The organism is Bifidobacterium phasiani (genome assembly GCF_019331775.1).
In the GTDB taxonomy this organism is placed as follows: domain Bacteria; phylum Actinomycetota; class Actinomycetes; order Actinomycetales; family Bifidobacteriaceae; genus Bifidobacterium; species Bifidobacterium phasiani.
In genome coordinates, this window is record NZ_JAHBBD010000005.1 from 29,031 (window position 1) to 52,387 (window position 23,357).

A 23,357-nucleotide genomic window follows, 5' to 3' on the forward strand; every position below is an offset into this window, starting at 1 on the left:
CTCCCCTCCCTGTCCACACCCCGGCCGCGTCCGCCGGTTCGTGGGGTGCAAGTACTCTGGTAGGCATGAAGCTTACCGAAATCTCCCCCGCAATCGCACTCACCTCCCTCGACGGCCGCTACCACCGACAGACGGCCGCGCTCGTCGAACACATGAGCGAACCCGCGCTGAACCGCGAGCGCATGCGCGTCGAGGTCGAATGGATGATCCTGCTGGCCAACGGCTTCGACGGCAACGGCAACCGCCCGATCGTCGAGGGCGTCGAGCCGCTGACCGAGGCCGAGCAGGCCTACCTGCGCGCGATCCCCGAGGACTTCGGCGCCGAGGGCATCGCCGAGCACGCCGACATCGAGTCGGTGACCCACCACGACGTCAAGGCCGTCGAATACTACATCGACCGCCGCCTGGAGACCGCCGCCGACGCGCTCGGCGAGGGCACCCAGCTGCCGCGGCTGAAGACGCTGGTGCATTTCGCCTGCACCTCCGAGGACATCAACAACCTGTCCATCGCGCGCTGCGTGAAGAACGCCGTCGAGCAGGTGTGGCTGCCGGCCGCGCAGGCCGTCGTCGACCATCTGGCCGCCAAGGCCGACGAGTACCGCGACAAGGCGCTGCTCAGCCTGACGCACGGCCAGCCCGCCACGCCGACGACCCTCGGCAAGGAGCTCGCCGTCTACGCGTACCGCCTGGGCCGCCAGCTCAAACATGTGCGCGCCCAGGAGTACCTGGGCAAGATCAACGGCGCCACCGGCACCTTCGGCGCCCACCTGGCCGCCTGCCCCGACGTCGACTGGATGGCCGTCTCCCGCGAGTTCGTGACCGGCCGCATGGGCCTGACGTGGAACCCGCTGACCACGCAGATCGAGTCGCACGACTGGCAGGCCGAGCTGTACGGCACGATCAGCCATACGAACCGCATCCTGCACAACCTCGCCGTCGACGTGTGGATGTACATCTCGCGCGGCGTGTTCGCGCAGGAGCCCGTCAAGGGGGCCACCGGCTCGTCCACGATGCCGCACAAGGTCAACCCGATCCGATTCGAGAACGCGGAGGCGAACCTGGAGCTGTCCTGCTCGCTGCTGGACACGCTGTCCGCCACGCTGGTGGAGTCGCGCTGGCAGCGCGACCTGACCGACTCGACCACGCAGCGCAACATCGGCTCGGCGCTCGGCTACTCGCTGCTGGCGCTGGACAACCTGCTCGGCGGCCTGAAGTCCATCCACCCCAACGACATCGTGATCAAGCGCGAGCTGGACTCGAACTGGGAGGTGCTCGGCGAGCCGATCCAGACCGCGATGCGCGCCTGCGAGCTGCGCGGCCTGCCCGGCATGGACAACCCGTACGAGAAGGTCAAGGAGCTGATGCGCGGCCATGAGATCAGCCGCGACGACGTCGAGCGGTTCATCGACGGCCTCGCCTTCGACGAGGCGACCACAGCCCGGCTCAAGGCCCTGACCCCCGCCACCTACACCGGCGTGGCGTCCCGACTGGTGGACTTCGACCGCTGAGCGAGCACGGTGACCCGATGGTCGAGAACATCGTGACCGCCGGCGGCTCCCCCGACCCCGACGAGCGGATCGCCCCGGCGACGGTCGGCCAGGACGACGGCGACGGGCGGCGGCCCGACGTCGCGGACGGGTCCGGGACCGCCGCCGGGTCCGTCGCGGCCGCCCCCGGTTCCCCGGACTCGCCCGCGACGGACCCGGACGAGCCGAGCAGACCGGTCGAGCCGATCGAGCCGGCCGAACCGGACAGATCCGCGCCCCCGGTCTCCACCGCGACGTCCGCGTCCGCGACGGACGCGCCGGATACGCGCGGCGACGTGCACATCGAGGACGTGCCGCCGCGGCGTACGCGCGACTTCGGCGACCTGGCCCACGCGGCCGGGTCGCTGGTGCTGGCCGTGGCCATGCTGCTCGTGGCGGTGTACCTGCGCGGCATGACCGCCGGCGTGGAATCGGACGCGCACACCGCCGGGCAGGCCATCGGCTGGCTGATGGACGTGCCGGCGTCGCTGCTGCAGCAGATCGCGACGATCGCCATCGTCGCATGCGTGCTGTTCCAGCTGCTGGTCAGCCGCGAGTGGGTCCAGTCCGCGATCTCGCTGATCGCCATGTTCGGCGGGTACGCGGCGGTGTGGGGCGTCTCCGCCATCATCACGCACGTCGGGTTCCAGCCGCTGGTCCTCGGTCTGTCGTCCCCGGCCGCGACCGGCGGCACCGGGCTGCTGCCCGACTTCTACGCCGGGTTCGCCGCGTTCCTGACGGCCGCCGGTCCGCGGCGCATGCGCTCGTCGGTCAAATGGGGCTGGAACGCGCTGTACGTGCTCGCCGTGCTGCTGGTGGTGCTGTCGTGGAACTCGGTGCCCGGCGTGCTCGTCTCGTTCGCCGTCGGCCGCATCGTCGGCATGACGGTCCGATTCGCCACCGGCACGCAGAACAAGGGCGCCTGGGGCAGACAGCTCGTGCAGGCGCTGGAGACCATCGGGCTGGAGGCGACCTCGCTGGTCCGCCGCCCCGAGGCGCACGGCGAATCCGGCGTGCTGCGCACCACGCTGGACGACGACCTCGCGGAGAACTCCCGCATCTACGACATGGTCGACCGCTACGGCCGACGGTTCACGGTGTCGGTGATCGACGGGCAGTCGCACAACGCCGGATACCTCAACCAGCTGTGGCAGTGGCTGCGCCTGACCGGCGTCACCACGCGGCGCGACCGCTCCGTCTCGGACGCGGTGCACCACCACTTCACGATGCTGCTGGCCATGGGCCACATCGGCCTGGCCGCGCCGCGGCCGTACGGCATCGTCGACTGCGGCGAGTCCGCCGTCCTCGTGCTGGACGCCGACTCGACCGCGATGGAGTGCAACCTCAACACGCTGACCGAGGACGACGCGGCGGCGCTGATGCGCTACCTCGACGTGGCGCACCGCCGCGGGCTCTCGCACCACCGCATCACCCCCGACACGCTGGGACGGCTGGCCATCGGCACCCCGGTGATCGCGGGCTGGCAGAACGGCGACTGCACCAGCACCGCCGCCAACCTGGCGATCGACAAGGTGCAGCTGCTGACGCTGCTGTCGATGCTCATCGGCGTCGAGCCCGCCGTGCGCGCCGCACGCCGGGTGTGGGGCGACGACGCGCTGGTCGGGCTGGTGCCGTTCGTGCAGAAGGCCGCGATCCCGGCCGGCACGCGCGCGCTGAACCCGTGGGGCAGGCAGCTGCTCGACGAGGTGCGCGACGCGCTGCGCGCCCTGGCGCCCCAGGAGGTGTCCGAGGCGATGGAGCCGGTCAAGCTCTCGCGGTTCAGCGTCAAGTCCTTCCTGATGATCGTGCTGCTCATCGTGGCCGTGTCGGTGGTCATCACCCAGCTGCGGCCCGACGAGGTGATCGACGCGATCTCGAACGCGAACCCGGGCATGGCGCTGCTGTGCGTCCTGTGCGGCCTGGTCGCGTGGCTGGGGTCGGCCCTGACGCTCGGGGTGTTCATGGACCGCGACAGGCGCAGCAACCTGGGGGTGTTCATGGCCCAGGCCGCGTCCGGCTTCACGGCCGTCTCGATGCCCGCCGGCGTCGGACCGGCGTTCGTGAACCTGCAGTTCCTGCGCAAGAGCGGCTACCGCAGCACCCGGGCCACGGCGATCATGAGCGCCGTGTGGGCCATCCAGGGCGGCACGACGATCCTGCTGCTGCTCGTCATCGGCGTGTTCACCGGACGCAACATGCTCTCAGGCATGATCCCGACGAACACATTGGTCATCGCCATCGCGGCGGTCGCGCTCGTCGTCTCCGTGGCGATGGCCATACCGCCGGTGCGTCGGCTCGTCGCCGAGCGCTACCTGCCCATCGTCAAGGCGTACGCCCGCCAGCTGGTCAACGTGCTCACCCAGCCGAAGGAGCTCGCCATCGGCTTCGCCGGCGCCCTGGTGCTCAACCTGGTCACCGGGCTGGGCTTCTGGGCGGCGCTGATGGCGTTCGGCTACCCCACCAACCCGATCGAGACGACGTTCGTGTTCCTGCTGGCGAACACCCTGGGCTCCGCGGTGCCCACGCCGGGCGGCCTGGGCGCCGTGGAGGCGGCGCTGACGTTCGCGTTCACCTCGGTCGGCGTGCCCGCCGCCGTGGCGCTGTCCGCGACGCTGGTCTACCGCGTGGCCTTCTACTGGCTGCGCATCCCGATGGGCGCGCTGGCGATGAAGTGGCTCGATCGGCACAACCTGTTCTGAAAAGTTCCCCTTTTCCGGCAAAGTGTGGTGCAATCCCTAGAAAAATGCGGAAATCGCCAGTTTTCTGCGCTATTATCGGTATGAACGTTGGGTGACGCACAATCGCGTCGCCCCCTGACTCAAGAAGGATGCTGTATGGCGTACAACAAGTCTGATCTCGTGTCGAAGATCGCTCAGAAGTCGAACCTGACCAAGGCTCAGGCTGAGGCCGCGGTCAACGCGTTCCAGGATGTGTTCGTCGAGGCCATGGAGTCCGGCGAGGGCCTGAAGCTCACCGGCCTGTTCTCCGCCGAGCGCGTCAAGCGCGCTGAGCGCACCGGTCGCAACCCGCGCACCGGCGAGACCATCAAGATCCCCGCCTCCTACGGCGTTCGCATCTCCGCCGGCTCCCTGCTGAAGAAGGCCGTCACCAAGTAAGATCGGTTCCGATCCGAACGTGCACGCCCCCGAACCCCCACGGTTCGGGGGCGTTTCCTTTTGCCGGAGGGATGGCCGTCGTCCGGCCCGGCCGGCGCCGGCGCCGGCCGGGCCGCCGGATCAGCTTGCCGGGCCGCCGTCGGCCGTTCGGCACAGCGCGTCGAGCAGCGCGGCGAACTCCGGCGTGGGTTCGGCGTCGAACGGGTCGATCATCGCGGCCTCGCGCCTCACCGGCGTGGTCAGGGCCACATGCGTCCAGTCGCACGAATAGCGGGCGCCGGCCGCCTCGGCCGTGCGCACGAACAGCCCGCGCAGCGCGGCGCGCGTGTCCCGCGGCGGCGCGCCCAGCGACTCCTCGACGCCCCGGGCGTCGACCAGCCGCAGCATCGCGCCGCGACGGACCAGCGTCTCGTACACCGTGCCGTTGGCCACGTCGTGGTAGTCCATGTCGATCTGCTCCAGCCGCGCCAGCGGAACGTCCGGGCGCCGCGCGCGCAGCGCGTCGACCAGACGCTTCTTGGCCACCCAGTCGACGCGGTCGGCCAGCCGGTCGAGCCGTCCGGCCGACAGGTCGTCCAGCACCCGCGCCCACAGGTCGCGCACCCGGCGGGACCGCCCGACCGGCATCGAGGCGGCGACCCGGTCGCCGTGCCGGTCGAGGAACGCGTCGACCACGCTCAGGTACCGGTACTGCAGCTCCAATGGGGTCACGGCGCCCCCGCCCCCGTGCATGCCGAAGGCCTGCGGGTCGGCCAGGCGCAGGCGCGCCTCGCGGCCGCCGGTCAGGTCGCGGCTGACCGCGCGGTTCGCGGCGTTCGGGTCGGCCAGCGCGCAGCCCTCCAGTCCGGAGGGCTCGCCGCTCCGGGCGGCGTGCTCGATCGCGCACAGCACCAGATGCGTGGTCGCCAGCTTCATCGCGGTGGCGAACTGCGACCGGTTCGAGTCGCCGATGATCACATGCAGGCGCCGGTACGAGTCGGGGTCGGCATGCGGTTCGTCGCGCGTGTTCACCATCGGGCGGGCGCGCGTCGTGGCCGACGACACCGCCTCGTCCAGGAAGTCGGCGCGCTGGGTGACGCGGAAGCCGTCGGGCGTCACGCGCCCGGCCCCGGTGAACGGCTGGCGCGTGATCAGGAACGGCAGCAGCTCGCGCTCGATGGTCTCCAGCGGCACGTAGCGGCGGACCAGGTAGTTCTCGTGGCAGCCGAAGGAGTGCCCCGCCGAGTCGGCGTTGTTCTTGTACACGTGGATGGTGGCGCGCCCGCCGTACGCGGCGCGCAGCCGCTCCTGCGCCTGCAGCGCGAGCCGGCGCATCACCGCCTCGCCGGCGAGGTCCTGCGCGAGCGCGTCGAGCGGGTCGCGCGCCTCGGCGGTCGCGTACTCGGGGTGCGAGCCGACGTCGAGGTACAGCCGCGAGCCGTTCGGCAGATAGGTGTTCGTCGACCTGGCGCGCGAGACGACGGGCCGGAACATGGTCATCGCGACCTGGCCGGCGTCGCACGGCCGGTCGGCGCCGGTCACGCTGACGCCGTACTCGGTCTCGATGCCGAAGATGCGGTCGAAGCCGTGCGCCTTGTCGGACTGCGCCGCGCACTCCGGCCCGGCGCCGCCGGTCGGATGGGTGCCGCTGTCGCGCAGCTGGGGCATCACTCGCCGCCTTTTTGCACGAAGCTGCTCACGTATTCCTGCGCGTTGGCCTCCAGCGTGGTCTCGATGTCGTCCAGCACCGCGTCGAGCAGGTCGATCTGCTCGTCGGCCGCCGCGTTCGCGACGACGGCGGACTCCTCCTGCGCCTCGTCCTGCTGCGAGGGGAACGCCTGTGCGAATTCCTGGGGCATGTCCGCCGTCCTTTCCGCTACCGTGCCGAGAACTCGGTCAGATACGGCCGCAGTTCGTTGATGATGATGCCGTTCGAGGCGACCACGTCGTTCTCGCGCCGCCAATGGATCTGCTCGCCGTCCCACTGGCGCAGCTTGCCCTGGGACTCCCAGAGCACCACGGCGCCCGCGGACACCGCCGGGATGTCCCAGGTGTGCAGGTGCGGCTCGAAGTACGCGTCGTAGGTGCCGTCCGCGACCTTGCACAGGTCCAGCGAGACCGGGCCGACGCGCTTGATGTCCGCGGGCAGCCCGGAGATCGCGGAGACGACCTTGAGCGCGCGCATCGACTCCTCCGGCACGTACGACATGCCGAAGCTGACGACCGAGCCGTCCAGCGAGGGCGTCGTGGAGGGCATGATCTTCTCGCGCTTGTCGCCGATCGGGGTCTTGCGGATGCGGATCGCGCCCTGGCCGCGCGCGGCGATGTAGGTCATGTCCAGCGCCGGGGCGTGCACCACGCCGAGAATCGGCTGGGCCGAGCACTCCTCGTTGAACTCGAACAGCGAGATCGTGATCCCCCATTCGGGCATGTTGCGGATGAAGTTGATGGCGCCGTCGATGTGGCCGACGCACCAGTAGCGCTGGCCCGGGTGGCACTGCTCCGGGCGGTCGTGCCAGAAGCCGTCGAACGGCTCCAGCGACCGCAGGCGGCCGCGCATGAAGTCGACGAGCTTGTCGTTGACGTCGAGGTCGAACTGGGTCGATTCCTTGGGTACCTTGAGCCGCTGCAGGCGGCGCGGCGCCGTCTGCTCGCTGAGCACGTGCCTGCCGGCATCCTGCGCAATGCGCGTCGCCTCCAACGCCAGCTGCTGCAATTCCATCGTCTGTTCCTATCCGTCACGCGCCGCCTTGCTGTCCCTGCGGCGCTCCTCAACCTTCGAATATGTCCGCTGCCCCGATTCTACCCGCGGGGCATGATGTTCCCCGCCAGCGCACGCAGCAGGCCGGCGGCGTCGCGCGATTCCTCCACCAGGCCGCCGCACCGCCCCCTGCCGAACGCCAGCGGGTCGGAGACATCGAGCGTAAGCAGACCCTGGGACGAGGACGGGTCGCGCGCCGTCAGCTGCGTCCACGAGACGGCGACCATCTGCTCCGGGTAGCGCGCGACCAGCCGGGCGCGCAGCCACGCGCGCGTGGCCTCCGGGGCCTGGACGGCCGCGCGTTCCAGCGCCGCGTCGTCGTCCAGCCGCTCGGTGGAGCCGGCGAGCCTGGCGAACACCGAGCGCTGAGGGTCGAGCGCGGCCCACGACAGGTCGAGCGCCGCGATGCGCGCGTCCCGCCACCCGGGCACGGCGCCGGCCATGCCCGAGCGCGTCCCGGCGCCGCCGGCCGGATGCGCCTTGCGGCGGCACCGCTCCAGCAGCTGCCATTTGTACAGCCATTCCACGCGCGAGGCCTGCTCGCGCATCCCCAGGCGCGTCTCGTCGTCGGCGTGGCGGATCGCGGCCACGTCCAGCAGCGCGCGCCCCCACATCGCCATCACGCGGCGGGTCGAATCGTCGGGCCACCGCGGCTCGCCGTGGCTGTCGACGCCGTGGATGGCGGCGGCCGCCTCGTACACGGCGCCGCGCAGCCGCACCTGCATGTTCCACGCGTCCGTCCGGCCGCCCGACTCGAGCTCCAGCGGCTCGGCCAGCGTCAGGTCGTGCGAGACCGCGTGCATCGCCGCGACCGGGTCGGCGAGCGCCAGCCCGTCGGCCAGGGCGTCCAGGTCGACGCCCGCCTGCCCGCCGTGCTCCAGCAGCCACAGCACCATGCTGGTCGTGCCGAGCTTGAGCAGCTGCGGCACGTCCATGCGGTTCGCGTCGCCGACGATGACGTGCAGGCGGCGGTGCCCGGCGGTGCCGTGCGGCTCGTCGCGCGTGTTGACGATCGGCCGGTCGAAGGTGGTCTGCAGCCCGACGCGCATGTGCACGTAGTCGGCTCGCTGGCTGAGCTGGAAGCCCGGCGTCTCGCCGCGCTCCCCGATGCCGACGCGCCCCGATCCGGCGTAGATCTGACGGCTGACCAGATGCGGGGTCAGCAGCGCGACGACGCGCTCGAAGGGCACCGAGCGCAGCATCGTGTAGTTCTCGTGGGTCCCCCAGCTGGCGCCCTTGCCGTCCACGTTGTTGCGGTGCAGCTCGACGGGCCCCTCCCCGTCCCCGCCGGCGCGGCGGGCGGCGCGCCGCATGATGAGGTCGCCGGCGTGGTCGTAGCGCACCGCGTCGAACGGGTCGTCGGTCTCGGGGGCCGCGTACTCGGGGTGCGCGTGGTCGACGTACACGCGGCCGCCGTTCGGCGCGATGACGTTGACGATGTCGGCCTGCGGCGCGTCGGTGAGCATGTCGGGGCGCGCGGCGGCCCGTTCGAGCCGGTGGCCGCGCGCGTCGTTGACCGGGTCCTCGCCGCGGTAGTCCCAGCGGATGTGCGAGGAGCGCGGGTCGGCGGCCGCGGCGACCACGTCGAACGACAGCCGCACCGGGTTGTAGCGCCCCGCCCCGCGCCTCGACACCGCGTATTCGGTCTCCGTGCCCATGACGCGCCGTACGCTCATCCTCGCTCCTCCTTACGTCTCGTCGCCTTGCGTCCGTATGCCGCCGCCACGCCGCCCGGCCGCCCATGCGGCCGCGGCCGTTCAGCCCTCCGCGGACGCCGGGCGGATGCGGGTGGCCGTGCCGGCGTCCAGCCCGGTGATGCGCGACCACTGGGCCGGGTCGGCGTCCAGGATCGAGTCGACGGTCTCGCGGAACTCGTCCTCCGCGGCCCGCGCCAGCATGTCGACGCCGATCGCCACGTCGGCGCCGGTCTCGATGGATGCCTTCACCGCGCGCGTCTTTGCGCGGTCGACGATGTTCTTCAGCATCGCGCCGGAGACGACGTCGGCCAGGTGCACCGCGCGCCACCGGCCGCGCTCGTCGCACACGTCGCACACGTGGCGCCGCTCGTCGCGCGCGTAGATGTCGCGCACCAGCACGCCGACCAGCGCGTCGGCGTCCACGCCGCGCTCCAGCGGCAGGTCGTCGGTCAGGTAGTGCCGGACGATCTGGCCGGCCTGCTCGACGTCCGGCCGGTCCACGCGGATCTTCACGTCGAGCCGCCCGGGGCGCAGCACGGCCGGGTCGATCATGTCGATGCGGTTCGACGCGCCGATCACCATGACGTTGTCCAGCCGCTCGACGCCGTCGAGCTCGGCGAGGAACTGCGGCACGATGGTCGTCTCCACGTCGCTGGAGACGCCGGAGCCGCGCGTGCGCAGCAGCGAGTCCATCTCGTCGATGAACACGATGACCGGACAGCCCTCCGCCGCGCGCTCGCGGGCGCGGGCGAAGATCATGCGCACCAGGCGCTCGGACTCGCCGACGAACTTGTTCAGCAGCTCGGGGCCCTTGACCGACAGGAACACCCCGCCCCCGCCGCTGCCCTCGGACAGCATGTGCGCGACGGCCTTGGCGATCAGCGTCTTGCCGTTGCCCGGGGGCCCGTACAGCAGCACGCCCTTGGGCGGCTGCAAATCGTAGCGCTCGAACAGGCGCCGGTGCAGGAACGGCAGCTGGACCGCGTCGCGGATGCGTTCGATCTGCCCGTCGAGGCCGCCGATGTCCGCGAAGGTCACGTCCGGGGTCTCCTCGAGCACCAGGTCGGCGTCGTCCTCGCCGGGCAGCAGCTCCAGCGCCAGGCGCGCCGACGGGTCGACGACGACGCGGTCGGAGGACTCGATCCGCGTGTGCGCCAGCGCCGTGGAGCGCCGCACCAGCGTGACGGCGCCGCCGCCGTCGCGCACGATCAGCCGGCCGTCGTCCAGCGTCTGCGCGACGATGCGCACCGGGCCGACCGTGTCGACGTCGCGCTGACCGACCAGCACCATGTTCTCGTTGAGCATCACCGTGCGGCCGGCCTCGAGCCGGGCCGCGTTGACCGAGGGGGCCACCGGCACGACCATGCGCCGGGTCCCGGCGATCACCTCGGCGTCGGCGTAGCGCACGCCGTCGCCGTCGACCCCGCTGGAGTCCACGCGCACCATCGTCGCGAAGGTCAGCGGCGGGCGCGCGATCCGGGAGAGCTGGGACTTGGCCCGGGTCAGCTCCCTGCCCGCGCGGTTCAGCGCCTCGGCGAGCGCATGGTTCTTGGCCATCAGCCGGTCGTTGAGCGCCGCGAGGTCCTCGTCGCCGCCCGCCGCCGTCACCGCGTCATCTGCCGTCATCGCCGTCCTTTCGTCCCGCCATCAGGTTACGCGCCCAGCGCGCGACGCACACGACGATGACCACGATGAAGACGACGATGACCACGTTCTCGAACATGTCGAGCACGCCGAGGATCGAGCACCACTGGTCGCCCAGCAGGTAGCCGGCGCTGACCAGGACGGTGTTCCACACCGCCGAGCCCAGCAGCGTCCAGCCGGTGAACGCCGGGAAGTTCATCTGGTTGAAGCCCGCGGGGATCGAGATCAGCGAGCGCACCACGGGGATGACGCGGCCGATGAGCACCGACCAGGTGCCGTACCGGGTGAACCAGCGGTTGGCCTTGTCGACGTCGCCGCGGCTGACGCCGGGGATCCTGTCGGCGGCGCGCTGGATGCGGTGCAGGCCCACCCACCGGGCGATGCCGTACAGCACCCAGGCGCCGGCCACGGAGCCGGCCGTCGCCCAGACGATCGCCTCGACCAGCCCCAGGTTGCCGCGCGCGGCGGTGAACCCGGCCAGCGGCAGGATGACCTCGCTGGGGATCGGCGGGAAGATGGATTCCAGGGCGATGGCCAGGGCGACGCCGACGCCGCCGACCGTCTCCATCACGGAGACCAGCCACGAGGTGATGGCGCCGATGATCCCGTCGCTGTTGGTCTCGCACAGCGGGGCCGCGGCCGCGATAAGGGAAACATGCATACCGGCCATTGTCCCAGTGATTTCCGACAATCGGTGCTATGTCCGAAGAAACTTTGCAACCCCTTGACGCGCCCACGCTCGATGCGCCGGGACTGCTGGTCATGGATGTGGACTCCACGCTGATCGACGAGGAGGTCATCGACCTGCTCGGCGATCAGGCCGGGGTCGGCGCGCAGGTGGCCGCGGTGACCGCCCGCGCGATGGCCGGCGAGCTCGACTTCGCTCAGGCGCTGCGCGAGCGCGTGGGGCTGCTGGCCGGACTGCCCGAATCGGTGTTCGACCGGGTGCGCCGGTCGGCGCACTTCACCCGCGGCGCGCTGGAGCTCATCGACGCGCTGCATCGGCACGGCTGGAAGGTGGGCGTGGTCTCCGGCGGCTTCCACGAGGTGGTGGACGGCCTGGCCGCCGAGGCGGGCATCGACCACCGGCTGGCGAACCGCCTGGAGGTGGCGGACGGCCGGCTGACCGGCCGGGTGTCCGGGCCGATCGTCACGCGCGTGATGAAGCGCGACGCGCTGCTGGCGTGGGCCCGGGCCGACGGCGTGCCGATGGCGCAGACCGTGGCCCTGGGCGACGGCGCGAACGACATCCCGATGATCCTGGAGGCGGGGCTGGGCGTGGCGTTCTGCGCCAAGCCCGCGGTCCGCCGGGCCGCGCCGCATGCGATCGACCGGCGCGACCTGACGCTGGTGCTCGACCTGCTGCGCTGAGCGCCGCCGGCGCGGGGGACGGCCGCAGCACGTCCGAGCGGCCGCGTCGCATCCGAGCGGCCGCGGCGCGGGTCGGCGGCGATACGCGCGGTCAGTCGCAGTACGCGGCCTCGCCCAGGCGCGCGCCGCGCGCCCAGTCGGCCGCGTTCATGGCCTTCTTGCCCTGCGCCTTGACCTCGAGCAGCTCCAGGGGGTCGCTTGCGGTGCCCACCCATACGTGCTTCTTGTCCGCGCACAGCCGGCCCGGCGCCAGGCCGGCCGGCGCCGCGGGGTCGTTCCCGGCGGGCCGGGCCGCGAGGATGTGCAGCACGCTCGGGTCCCGGTCCCCGTCCTCCTGCGTGTGCAGCCGGCACCAGGCGCCGGGGTGCGGGGTGCAGGCGCGGATCTGGCGGTCGGCGGCGAACGCGGGCACGTCGAAGCGCACGTGCGCGTCCTCGACCTCGATCTTGCGGGCGATCTCGTAGGCGCCCTGCGGCTGGTCCACCGGGATGATCTCCCCGTCGGCCATGCCCTGCAGCGAGGCGGCCAGCAGGTGCGAGCCGTCCTCGGCCAGGCGGCCCAGCAGCTCGCCGGCGGTCTCGTGCTCGCCGACGGAGACGGTGGACTGCGCGAGGATGGGGCCGGAATCCATGCCCTTGGTGATGCGGAACACGGTCGCGCCGGTCACGCTCTCGCCGGCCCAGATCGCGCGCTGGACGGGCGCCGCGCCGCGCCACTGCGGCAGCAGCGAGAAGTGCAGGTTGTACCAGCCCAGCGGCAGCGCATCGAGCACGTCCTGCTTGAGGATCCTGCCGTAAGCGACCACGGCGGCGGCCTCGGCCCCGGTGGCGGCCAGCTCGTCGACGAAGGTGTCCTCGGAGGGGTCGGATTCGATCACCGGCAGCCCCAGTTCGAGGGCGGCGGTCTTGACCGGGCTGGGCGCGATCCGGCGGCCTCGGCCGGTGGGCGCGTCGGGGCGGGTCAGCACCGCCACCACGTCGAAGTGCTCGGTGTCGGCCGCCAGCGCGCGCAGCGAGGGCACGGCCACCTCGGGCGTGCCGGCAAACAGTACTCTCAGCATCGTTCCGCTCCTTTCGCGCCCCGGTCCGGGGCGCCGTCTGGACTGAGCCTACGCTACCCCCGGCGCCGAAGACACGCAACGCGCGGCCCCGTGCGCCGGCGCCGCCCCGGGCGGCCCGGGGCGTCAGCGCAGCGCCGGGATCGCGACGCCCATCGAGATCAGCAGCTCGCGCAGCCGGCGCGGGTCGCGGAAGCGGATGCCGCGGATGCCGGCCTCGTTCGCGCCGACGATGTTCATCGCCTTGTCGTCGATGAACACGGCGGACGCGGCGTCCACGCCGAAGCGCCCGAGCGCCAGCTCGTAGATGTCGCGGTGCGGCTTGCGCATCCCCACGTAGCCGGAGACCACCTTGTCGTCGAGCCCGCGCAGGATCGCGCACTGCTCCTCGGCGATCGGGTACAGCGTCCTCTCCCAGTTCGACAGACCCCACACGCCGACGCCCGCGGCCTTGAGGTCGTCGACGAGCACGCGCGCCCCGGGCACCGGGCCGACCAGCGAATCCTGGAAGTTCGCCAGGTAGTACGTGAGGATATCGGCCCACCGGTCGCCGTGGGTGGCGCGCATCCACGCGATCGCCTCCTCGTGCGTGGCGCCGGCGTCCATCATGTCGTTGGCGTCGTAGAACCCCGAGACGTCGTTGTCGAGGAACGCCTCGGCGGTGTCCTCGCCGTAGCGCGGCACGAGCACCGCGCCGGGCTCCCAGTAGATCAGCACGTTGCCGAAGTCGAAGATCACGTGCTCCACCGGCCTGCCGACGGCCTGCGCGGCGGGCCCCTCGGCCACCAGCACGTCGTAGTCCATCTGCGGTTCGCCGGGCCAGCCCTTCATGGCGTCCTCCTGTCGTCGTCCCGTCCGCGGCCGGTCGCCGCGGATCCCGGTTCCATCGAACCACGCCGCGCCGACGTCCGGGCCCCGCCGGCCGCGCCGGCGCCCGGAGCGCCGTGGCCACGGGCGCGCACGGACCTCAGATCAGATCCTTGGGGTCGAGCTGGAAGCGCAGCTCCCCCGGCTCGCGGGCGGCGACGTGCCGGGCGACCTCGGCGCGCAGCCGGACGGCCAGCTCGGCGCGCCGCGACTGCGGCACGCGCACCACGGCCTTGACGCGGTCGCGCGTCACCTCCAGCTCGCGCGCGTCGACGGTGCGCGGCTGCGCGATCGGCACCGGCCCCAGCACCGCCGGCACCGTGCCGGCGGCCGTGCTCACCTCGGCCCAATCGCCGCCCAGCGCGCCGATGCGCCGCAGCAGGCCGCCCACGGCGTCGCGCCGCCCCCAGACGCATGCGGCGGCGAGCGCCGGCGGCAGGCCGACCTCGGCGCGCTCCTGCAGCTCGCGCGCGGCGAGCACCGTGCCGTCCCACAGCATCAGCGACTGCGCGATGAGCGGGTCGGTCTCCCCGATCAGCAGGGCCTGTCCGCCGCGGGAGCGCGGCGCGCACATCGCGACCACGCGCATCCACGCGGTCAGCGCGTCGACGCGGGCGTCCACCCCCGGCGCGTACAGGCTGGTCCAGGCGTCCAGCATCGCCACGGCGCGGTACTCCGAACCGCCCGGCCCCTCGCCGCGCACCCGCGGTTCGGCGCCCGGCGTCGCGATGACGATCATCGGCGCGCAGGCCACGTCCTCGACGACGCCGCGCGGCTGGCTCGGGCTCGACAGCACGACGGGCACGTTGCGGAACAGCCCCTGCAGCTCGCGCGCCGTGCCGGCCGCGCCGACGCGGACCACACGCATGCGCTCGCCCCCGCAGCCCGGGCACGACCAGCCGACGGCCGCCTTGCCGCACCACAGGCAGCGCGGGGCGTCGTCCCCGGTCCGGCGCAGCGGGCCGGAGCATCGCGGGCAGCGGGCCTGGCGGTGGCACGCCGCGCAGCTCAGCGCCTCGCCGACCCCGTCCTGCGGGATGGACAGCAGGACCGGCCCGCCCTCCAGCGCCTTGGTCAGGATCGAGACCGCGGTGTGCGGCACGCGCGCGCCGATGCTGGGGTCGGCCAGGCGGGCGAGCTCCTCGCGGTTGAGCCAGCGCACCCAGGGGGTGCGTTCCTTGGCCACCGCGGGCAGCGGACGGATCGGCGTGGAGAACCCGCCGACCGGCGTCTGCACGGTGTGGTTGCCGCCGGTCTCCCACTGGCTGATCGGGCTGCGGGCGTTCGCCATCGCGACGAACACCCCGTCGTGCGCCTTGGCGCGCAGCCGCAGCACGCCGCGGGCGTTCGCGTACGGCATCATGCCGTCGGCGTTCTGGTAGGCCGCGTCGTCGACGATCGCGAACAGCGCGGGGCCGGCGACCGGCGCGTACATCGCCGCGCGGGTGCCGATGACGCAGCGCACCTGCCCGGCCACGACGGCCAGGTAGGCGCGGTAGCGCTCGGCCGCCGGCATCGCGGCGGTCAGGATCGCCACGTCGCCCTCGTAGCCGCCGTTCGCCGAGCCGGAGGGCTCGAAGATCCGCAGGCCGGCCAGCCGCATCGCGTCCGCCAGGTCGCCGATCTCGCGTGAGCCGGGCAGCACGAACACCGCCGAGCCTCCGGCCGACAGCCGGGTGGTCGCCATCCATGCGGCGAGCGCGCACCATTCCCCGGCCCCGGGCAGCGGGTCGACGACGAATGCCTTGAAGCCCGACCCGTGCAGCGCGTCGTCGAGCAGATGGAGGTTACCGTAGCAGGCCGGCAGTCGGTCGAAGCGTTCGCGCAGCTCGCGGCGGCGCGCCTGATCGCGGCGGGCGTCGGCCTGGCGGCGCGCGTCGCCGGATGCGGCCGCGGCGTCGCCGGGCCGGTCAGCCCCGGGCTCGGCGGCGGTCCGGGCGTCGCCGCCGGGGCGGGCCGGTCCGCCCCGGCGGCGCGGGAACGAGGCGACCAGCCGCTGCTCCTGCTCGATGCGGGCGACGCGCGGCGGCACCGCCATGCGCAGGATGTTGGCCCGGGTGCCCCCGTAGGCGTCGGCGATCAGGCCGATGTCCTCGCGCATCGCCGCGGGCACGAGGACCTCCGGGCTGACGACGCGCTCGATGTAGCGCAGCGACGACGACGGCGTGTCGCTGCGCTCGGCGCGCTCCCAGACCACGCCGTTGACGCGCTGGCCGCCGAAGCGCACGCGCACCGGCACGCCCGGACGCGCCGCCTCGGACTGGCGTTCGTCGACCAGGTAGTCGAAGGTGCGCCCCAGATGGGTGGCCTGCACGTCGAGCACGACGCGGGCGATCGGCAGGTCGGACGCCGGGGTGCGGCGCGCGGGTTCGCGACGGCGGCGCCTGCGCGGCGCAAGGCCGTCAAGCGCCAGCTGTTCGGCGTCCGATGCACTCATGGGGTACAGATTAGCCCATGCGGGCCGCGGTTCAGTGCAGCGGCCACCACGGACGCAGCGGATAGGTGTCCGTGCCGTTCGCCGGGTCGGGCTTGACGCACAGGTACTGGTGGATCTGGATGTTGTTGCGCTCGAAGTTCAGCGCGCATCCGGCCATGTACAGGCCCCACAGGCGCGCCTTCGGCTCGCCGACCATCGCCACGGCCTCGTCCCAGTGCTCGACGAGGTTGCGGTTCCAGTGGTGCAGGGTCATCGCGTAGTGCTGGCGCAGGTTCTCCTCGTGGATCACCTCGAAGCCGGTGTCGTGGATCTTGGTCTCGATCTCGCCCGGGGAGGCCAGCTGGCCGTCCGGGAAGATGTAGCGGTCGATGAACTCGCCGGCGGACTTGCCGACGTACGAGTTCGTGCGGGTGATCTGGTGGTTGAGCAGCATGCCGTTCGGCTTGAGCTTGTCGAAGATCTCCTGGAAGTACATCGGGTAGTGCTTGACGCCGACATGCTCCATCATGCCCAGCGAGCAGATGCCGTCGAAGTCGCCCTCGGGCACGTCGCGGTAGTCCATCAGGCGGATCTCGGCCAGGTCCTCCAGCCCCTCGCGCCGGATCCACTCCCGGCCCCATTCGACCTGCGGCTCGGACAGCGTGACGCCGAGCACGTGGATGCCGCGCCTGGCGGCCGCGATCTCCATCGAGCCCCAGCCGCAGCCGATGTCGAGCAGGCGGTCGCCGGGCTTGAGCGCCAGCTTGTCGAGGACCAGCTCGAGCTTGGCCCGCTGCGCGTCCTCCAGCGAGGTCTGCGGGCCGTCGAACACCGCGCAGGTGTAGGTCATCGACGGGCCCAGGAACATCGCGTAGAACTCGTTCGACTGGTCGTAGTGGTAGCTCACCGTCGCCGCGTCGCCGGCCTTGGTGTGCGGCAGCAGTCCCTCGCGGATGCGCCGGGCGCGGCTCGGCCCCTCGATGCTCGGCGGCTCGGGGCGCCGGATGCCGTGGGAGGCGACGGCGGCGAGCGCCTTGGCGATGCCGGCCGCGCTCGGCTTGCGGGTGTAGGGCTTAAGGTCGGTGAGCATCCGGAACACGTCGTACGGGTCGCCGGGCACCAGCTGCGGCGAGCCGATGTCGCCCTGCAGGTAGGCGCGGGCCAGGCCCAGCTCGCCCATGTCGTTCACCATGTAGTACACGGCGCGCGAGTTGTTGACGGTGATCGTCAGCGGGGCGTCCTCCGGCCCGAACGACGACCCGTCGAACGCCGTGACGCGCAGCGGCGCCTCCGGCCTGACGAACAACTGGATCATTTCGGCGACGGTCATCTGCGCCATGTCAACCTCCCATCGACTCTGATTATCCATGCTGTAGCCTACTCGCCTTTGTTACGGCGAATCGCCCGCGTTTTCCCCTCGGCGCAAGCGCGGGCCCCGGATAGACGAAACCGGTCCGGCTGACGGTCGGGGCTCCCCGGCCGCCGGTCGGACCGGCCATGCGCGGCGCCGCGCGGCGCTTCCGCTGCGGTTAGCCGATCGCGGCCCGCAGCTGCTCGACGCGGTCGGTGCGCTCCCAGGTGAAGTCGGCGTCCTCGCGGCCGAAGTGGCCGTACGCCGAGGTCTTCGCGTAGATCGGCCGCAGCAGGTCCAGCTCGTCGATGATCGCCGCCGGCCGCAGGTCGAACACGCGGCGCACCGCGGCCTGGATCTGCTCGCGGGTCACGCCGATCTCGGTGCCGTAGGTCTCCACGTTGACGCTCACCGGGTCGGCCACGCCGATCGCGTAGGCGACCTGCACCTCGACCTTGTGCGCCAGGCCTGCGGCGACGATGTTCTTCGCCACCCAGCGCGCCGCGTAGGCGGCCGAGCGGTCGACCTTGCTCGGGTCCTTGCCGGAGAACGCGCCGCCGCCGTGGTGCGCGGCGCCGCCGTAGGTGTCCACGATGATCTTGCGGCCGGTCAGCCCGGCGTCGGCCGCGGGGCCGCCGAGCACGAACGAGCCGGTGGGATTGACCAGCAGGCGGTACGCGTCGTGGCGCACGGCCTCGCCGCACACCTCGTCCAGCACCGGCTCGACGACGTGCTCGCGCAGCTGCTCGAGCAGCCAGTCGTGCGTCGCCTCGGGGTCGTGCTGCGTCGAGACCAGCACGGTGTCCACGCGCACCGGGCGGTCGTGTTCGTCGTATTCGATCGTGACCTGGGTCTTGCCGTCCGGGCGCAGATGCGGCACGACGCCCTGCTTGCGCACCTGCGCGAGCCGGTACGCCAGCCGGTGGGCCAGATGGATCGGCATCGGCATCAGCACGTCGGTCTCGTCGCACGCGTAGCCGAACATCACGCCCTGGTCGCCGGCGCCCTGCGCCTCGTAGCGCTCCTCGCGCGAGGCCCGCGACTCGTGCTCGCGGTCCAGCCTCGCGACGCCCTGGTTGATCTCCGGGCTCTGCTCGGTCAGCGAGACGAGTACGCCGCACGAATCGGCGTCCAGGCCGATCCGCGAGCTCGTGTAGCCGATGCCGCGCACCACGGAGCGCACGATGCTCTGGATGTCGCTGTACCCCTCGCTGGTCACCTCGCCGAACACGAAGAACTGGCCGGTCGTGGCGGAGGTCTCGACCGCGACGTGCGAATGCGGGTCCTGCCGCAGCATGTCGTCGAGAATCGCGTCCGAAATCTGGTCGCAGACCTTGTCGGGATGCCCCTCGGTCACCGACTCGGCTGAAATAAGGCGTGGCTCCATGAATCCCTCGCTGTTCCTCCGCCGTCTTGCCGCGGGCGGGTGCGGGCGCCGGCCGGCAGGCCGCCGCTGGACGTCCAACGTACTACGCCCCGGGCGAATATCGCTGCACGAGAACATCGTGCGGACATTCGCCCGGGGCGTGTCGGGTGCGCGGATCATCCGGACTGGACGATTAGTTGCCTTCGTTCAGGTCGTCCTCGCCCAGGGTCTCCTCGAGCAGGCCGTTGTCGATCTCGCGGAACGCGATGGACAGCGGCTTCTCCTGGTTCTGGTACTCGACCAGCGGGCCGACGTTCTGCAGCAGGCCCTCGTTGAGCTGGGTGAAGTAGGAGTTGATCTGGCGGGCGCGCTTCGCGGCGAAGATGGCCAGCGCGTACTTGGAGTCGGCATGCTCCATCAGATCGTCGATGGGCGGGTCAGCAAGTCCCTGCGGGGTCGGTTCGGTACCGAAAGCCATAGTGAAATCTCCGAATCATGAGTGGTACGTCGTTCCAATCTTCTCAGTATAGCCCACGGGCCCGATGTGTCGGGCGCTTCGCCGTGGGCGGCATCGCCCGGCCGGACGCGGGGGTTCGGGGCAGGGCCGGGCGGGTCACATCGTGGACCGGACGCACGCCCTGTCCGCTCGGACCATTTGAATGGATGGTATGAAAATGCGTTCCGAAAAACTCATGAAAGAGCGCACCTTCGCCGGTGCGCGCGCCCTGTACCGAGCCGCCGGCGTCGATGCCAAGGACTTCGGCAAGCCCATCGTCGCGATCGCCAACTCGTTCACCGAGTTCGTGCCCGGCCACGTGCACCTGCAGGAGGTGGGCCGCATCGTCGCCGACGCGGTCAAGGCCGCCGGCGGCATCCCCCGCGAGTTCAACACGATCGCCGTGGACGACGGCATCGCGATGGGCCACACCGGCATGCTCTACTCGCTGCCGAGCCGCGACATCATCGCCGACGCCATCGAGTATTCGGTCAACGCGCACTGCGCCGACGCGCTGGTGTGCATCTCGAACTGCGACAAGGTCACCCCGGGCATGCTCATGGCCGCGCTGCGCATGAACATCCCGACCATCTTCGTCTCCGGCGGCCCGATGGAGGCCGGCACCACCGTGCTGCCCGACGGCACCGTCAAGAACAACACCGACCTGATCGACGTGATGTACGCCACCGCCGACGACAGCGTCTCCGAGGAGGACCTGCTCGCGTACGAGAAGTCCGTGTGCCCGACCTGCGGCTCCTGCGCCGGCATGTTCACCGCGAACTCGATGAACTGCCTGACCGAGGCGATGGGCCTGGCCCTACCCGGCAACGGCACGACGCTCGCCTCGCACGCCTACCGCAGGGAGCTGTTCGAGAAGGCCGGCCGCACGATCGTCGACCTGGCGAACCGCTACTACCACGAGGACGACGACTCCGTGCTGCCGCGCTCGATCGCGACCAAGCACGCCTTCGAGAACGCGATGACGATGGACGTGGCGATGGGCGGCTCGACCAACACCGTGCTGCACATCCTCGCCGCCGCCCAGTCCGCCGACGTGGACTTCACGCTCGACGACATCGAGCGCATCAGCCACACCGTGCCGTGCATCTGCAAGGCCAGCCCGTCCGGCGAGTGGGAGATCTCCGACGTGCACCGCGCCGGCGGCATCACCGGCATCCTCGGCGAGCTCGACCGCGCCGGCAAGCTGCACCGCGACGTCCACTCGGTCGACTACCCGTCGCTGGAGGCCAAGCTCGACGCGTGGGACATCATGCGCGACACCTGCACCGAGGAGGCCCGCCGTCTGTTCCTCGCCGCCCCGGGCCACATCGTCTCCCCCAAGCCGTTCACCCACGAGACGCTGTTCGACTCGCTCGACACCGACCGCGTCAACGGCGCGATCCACGACATCGACCACCCGGCGGTGACCGAGGGCGGCCTCGCGGTGCTGCGCGGCAATCTCGCGCCCGACGGCTGCGTGGTCAAGACGGCGGGCGTGCCCAAGGAGATCTGGAAGTTCCACGGCCCGGCGCTGGTCGTCGAGTCGCAGGAGCAGGCCATCGAGGTCATCCTCAACGACACGCTCAAGCCCGGCCAGGCGCTGGTCATCCGCTACGAGGGTCCGAAGGGCGGCCCGGGCATGCAGGAGATGCTGTACCCGACCTCGTTCGTCAAGGGCAAGGGCATCGGCAAGCAGGTCGCGCTGATCACCGACGGCCGCTACTCCGGCGGCTCCTCCGGCCTGTCCATCGGCCACGTGGCCCCCGAGGCCGCGAACAAGGGGCCGATCGCGCTGATCAAGGACGGCGACATGATCGACATCGACATCCCCAACCGCACGATCAACGTGGAGCTGAGCGACGAGGAGCTCGCCCAACGCCGCGCCGAGATCGAGGCCGGCGACGGCTACGTGGCGCACCGCGACCGCAAGGTCAGCCAGGCGCTCAAGGCGTACGCCGCCTTCGCCCGCTCGGCGGACAAGGGTGCGACCCGCGACCCCGAGCTGATCAACAAGCTCAGCGGATTGGCCTGACGGACGGGCACCCAGGCATACGTTACGGCAGGGGCCCTGCGACGGTGGTATGTCGCAGGGCCCCTGCCGTAACGTATTGATCGGCGCCGTTCGGATACCGCCGGACGGCGCCGGCGTCATGCGTCGATGCCGTACTCTTCGGCGATCACCCGCCACAGTTCGGCGGCCGCCTGGTCGACGTCGGCGTTGACGATGGTCACGTCGAACTCCGGCTCCGCGGCCAGCTCGACCCTGGCGGTCTGCAGGCGGCGTTCGCGCTGCTCCTCGGTCTCGGTGCCGCGGCCGACCAGCCGGCGCACCAGCTCGTCGAAGCTCGGCGGCGCGAGGAACACCGAGACGACCTCCAGGCCCAGCTCGGCGGCGCGTTCGCGCACGCGGCGGGCGCCCTGCAGGTCAATCTCGAGGATCGTGGGGACGTTGCGCGCCAGATGGTCGAGCACCGGCTGCAGCGGCGTGCCGTAGCGCGCCATGCCGTGCACGACCGCGGTCTCCAGGAACCGCCCGTCGCGTTCGTCGGCGAGGAACCGCTCCTCGCTGACGAACCAGTAGTTCACGCCGTCGCGCTCGCCCGGGCGCGGGTCGCGCGTGGTGGCGGAGACCGACAGCCAGATCTCGGGGTGGTCGGCGCGCAGCCTGGCCTCGACCGTCCCCTTGCCGACGCCGGCCGGGCCGGTGAGCACGATCAGGCGCCCGCCCGTGCGCGTGGCCGGGGCGGACTCGTTCATGGCGTCGTTCGCCGCGCCGGTGACCGATGCGTTCACAGCAGCTCGCCCTCCTCCGTGGCCTCCATCAGCGCCTGGCGCACGTCCAGCGCGATGGCCTCGGTGGCCTGCGACAGGGACGCGATGTCCGGGCCGTGGGCCGCGATGAACCGGGACACCGTGACCAGCACGTTGCCCTTGGTGCCCTTGAACACGGTGCGCAGGTCCTTGGCCTCGGCGCCCTGCCAGCCGTAGCCCGGGGAGAGGATCGGGCCGGTGAACTTCGAGGGCTCGACGCCGCTCTGGTCCATCCACTGGCCGATCGTCGCGCCGATGATCAGGCCGACGGAGCCCATGCCCTCGATGCCGTTGTTGAACTTCTGGGCGGTGTGCGCGATGCCGTAGGCCACCGTGCGGCCCTTGTACTCGCCGCTCTGGCGGATCGCGGTCTGCATGCTGGCGCCCTCGGGGTTCGAGGTCAGCGAGGCCACGAACACGCCGCGGCTGTTGTTCAGCGCGTCGTTGATCACGCCCTGCAGCGAGCGCGCGCCGTAGTACGGCAGCAGCGTGATCGCGTCGGCGAGCAACGGCGCGCCCGGCTTGAAGTAGGCGTCGGCGATGGCCGAGATCGTCGTGGGCAGGCCGCCGTGCAGGCAGTCGACGATGGTGATGATGCCCATCTGCCGAGCCGCGTACAGCACGCGCTCCAGCGCCGCGTAGCCCTTCGAGCCGTACCGCTCGAACATCGGCGCCTGGAACTTCACCGCCGCGGCGCGGCCGTTCGCCGCCTGCAGCATGCGCATCGCGAACAGCTCGGCGCCCTCGGCGTCGACGTCGTACCCCCAGTCGGTGAGGAGCTTGCGATGCGGGTCGATGCCCACGCACAACGGACCGTACTTGTCCATCGAGTTCTTCAGCCGCAGGCCGAAGTCCGACCTGCGCAACTGCATCTCTTCGCTGCTGACGTTCTCGGCCAT

19 protein-coding genes are annotated in these 23,357 nt (G+C 71.5%); 5 read left to right on the forward strand and 14 right to left on the reverse strand.

Annotated elements, in window-relative coordinates; genetic code table 11:
• Nucleotides 1-65 precede the first annotated feature (65 nt).
• The 3 genes from purB to KIH73_RS03245 all read left to right on the forward strand — a co-directional run bounded on the left by purB (nucleotide 66) and on the right by KIH73_RS03245 (nucleotide 4,642).
• Nucleotides 66-1,508, forward strand: a complete 1,443-nt coding sequence (gene purB / locus KIH73_RS03235) for an adenylosuccinate lyase (protein WP_219080497.1) — start codon at nucleotides 66-68, stop codon at nucleotides 1,506-1,508.
• 17 nt (nucleotides 1,509-1,525) lie between these two features.
• Entirely contained in the window at nucleotides 1,526-4,225 is a 2,700-nt protein-coding gene (locus tag KIH73_RS03240; protein ID WP_219080499.1) for a flippase-like domain-containing protein, read from the forward strand.
• Between the two features lie 135 nt (nucleotides 4,226-4,360).
• On the forward strand, nucleotides 4,361-4,642 hold the full coding sequence (locus tag KIH73_RS03245) for an HU family DNA-binding protein (protein ID WP_033506481.1): 282 nt from the start codon (nucleotides 4,361-4,363) through the stop codon (nucleotides 4,640-4,642).
• A 120-nt stretch (nucleotides 4,643-4,762) separates the two neighbouring features.
• On the opposite strand, the gene pafA is transcribed toward KIH73_RS03245, so the two are convergent.
• The 6 genes from pafA to KIH73_RS03275 form a co-directional block, all read right to left on the reverse strand.
• Entirely contained in the window at nucleotides 4,763-6,289 is a 1,527-nt protein-coding gene (gene pafA, locus KIH73_RS03250; RefSeq protein WP_219080501.1) for a Pup--protein ligase, read from the reverse strand.
• Complete coding sequence (locus tag KIH73_RS03255; protein ID WP_219080503.1) at nucleotides 6,289-6,480, reverse strand: ubiquitin-like protein Pup; 192 nt, start codon at nucleotides 6,478-6,480, stop codon at nucleotides 6,289-6,291. The genes pafA and KIH73_RS03255 overlap by 1 nt, the downstream gene beginning before the upstream one ends.
• Nucleotides 6,481-6,497: 17 nt before the next feature.
• Nucleotides 6,498-7,343, reverse strand: a complete 846-nt coding sequence (locus KIH73_RS03260; protein WP_219080505.1) for an inositol monophosphatase family protein — start codon at nucleotides 7,341-7,343, stop codon at nucleotides 6,498-6,500.
• 80 nt (nucleotides 7,344-7,423) lie between these two features.
• Complete coding sequence (gene dop / locus KIH73_RS03265) at nucleotides 7,424-9,058, reverse strand: depupylase/deamidase Dop (RefSeq protein ID WP_219080507.1); 1,635 nt, start codon at nucleotides 9,056-9,058, stop codon at nucleotides 7,424-7,426.
• A gap of 81 nt (nucleotides 9,059-9,139) precedes the next feature.
• Nucleotides 9,140-10,705: a proteasome ATPase gene (gene arc / locus KIH73_RS03270; RefSeq protein WP_219080509.1), complete on the reverse strand. Its 1,566-nt coding sequence runs from the start codon at nucleotides 10,703-10,705 to the stop codon at nucleotides 9,140-9,142.
• On the reverse strand, nucleotides 10,692-11,384 hold the full coding sequence (locus KIH73_RS03275) for a DedA family protein (RefSeq protein WP_219080511.1): 693 nt from the start codon (nucleotides 11,382-11,384) through the stop codon (nucleotides 10,692-10,694). The genes arc and KIH73_RS03275 overlap by 14 nt, the downstream gene beginning before the upstream one ends.
• 38 nt (nucleotides 11,385-11,422) lie before the next feature.
• Between KIH73_RS03275 and serB the strand changes: the two genes are divergently transcribed.
• Complete coding sequence (gene serB, locus KIH73_RS03280) at nucleotides 11,423-12,094, forward strand: phosphoserine phosphatase SerB (RefSeq protein ID WP_219080513.1); 672 nt, start codon at nucleotides 11,423-11,425, stop codon at nucleotides 12,092-12,094.
• A 91-nt stretch (nucleotides 12,095-12,185) separates the two neighbouring features.
• Here the strand turns inward: serB and fmt are convergent, their stop codons facing one another.
• The 6 genes from fmt to rpoZ form a co-directional block, all read right to left on the reverse strand.
• A complete protein-coding gene (fmt, locus tag KIH73_RS03285) occupies nucleotides 12,186-13,154 on the reverse strand; it encodes a methionyl-tRNA formyltransferase (RefSeq protein WP_219080515.1) in 969 nt (322 codons plus the stop codon).
• 123 nt (nucleotides 13,155-13,277) lie between these two features.
• Complete coding sequence (locus KIH73_RS03290; RefSeq protein WP_219080517.1) at nucleotides 13,278-13,982, reverse strand: HAD family hydrolase; 705 nt, start codon at nucleotides 13,980-13,982, stop codon at nucleotides 13,278-13,280.
• A gap of 136 nt (nucleotides 13,983-14,118) precedes the next feature.
• Nucleotides 14,119-16,455 (reverse strand): primosomal protein N', encoded by a 2,337-nt coding sequence (locus KIH73_RS03295; protein WP_219080519.1) that lies wholly within the window; start codon nucleotides 16,453-16,455, stop codon nucleotides 14,119-14,121.
• 31 nt (nucleotides 16,456-16,486) lie between these two features.
• The gene (locus KIH73_RS03300; RefSeq protein ID WP_219080521.1) at nucleotides 16,487-17,773 is read right to left on the reverse strand and encodes a class I SAM-dependent methyltransferase; all 1,287 of its coding nucleotides are present in this window, start codon (nucleotides 17,771-17,773) and stop codon (nucleotides 16,487-16,489) included.
• A 190-nt stretch (nucleotides 17,774-17,963) separates the two neighbouring features.
• A complete protein-coding gene (gene metK / locus KIH73_RS03305; protein ID WP_219080523.1) occupies nucleotides 17,964-19,172 on the reverse strand; it encodes a methionine adenosyltransferase in 1,209 nt (402 codons plus the stop codon).
• Between the two features lie 172 nt (nucleotides 19,173-19,344).
• Nucleotides 19,345-19,629 carry a DNA-directed RNA polymerase subunit omega gene (gene rpoZ, locus KIH73_RS03310; RefSeq protein ID WP_219080525.1) on the reverse strand — a complete coding sequence of 95 codons (285 nt, stop codon included), beginning with the start codon at nucleotides 19,627-19,629 and terminating at the stop codon, nucleotides 19,345-19,347.
• A gap of 190 nt (nucleotides 19,630-19,819) precedes the next feature.
• On the opposite strand from rpoZ, the gene ilvD reads away from it, so the two are divergent.
• Nucleotides 19,820-21,679, forward strand: a complete 1,860-nt coding sequence (gene ilvD, locus KIH73_RS03315) for a dihydroxy-acid dehydratase (protein ID WP_219080527.1) — start codon at nucleotides 19,820-19,822, stop codon at nucleotides 21,677-21,679.
• A 116-nt stretch (nucleotides 21,680-21,795) separates the two neighbouring features.
• Here ilvD and gmk read toward each other — a convergent pair whose 3' ends face one another.
• Complete coding sequence (gene gmk, locus KIH73_RS03320) at nucleotides 21,796-22,404, reverse strand: guanylate kinase (protein ID WP_219080654.1); 609 nt, start codon at nucleotides 22,402-22,404, stop codon at nucleotides 21,796-21,798.
• A gap of 32 nt (nucleotides 22,405-22,436) precedes the next feature.
• Nucleotides 22,437-23,357 carry an orotidine-5'-phosphate decarboxylase gene (gene pyrF, locus KIH73_RS03325; protein WP_219080529.1) on the reverse strand — a complete coding sequence of 307 codons (921 nt, stop codon included), beginning with the start codon at nucleotides 23,355-23,357 and terminating at the stop codon, nucleotides 22,437-22,439.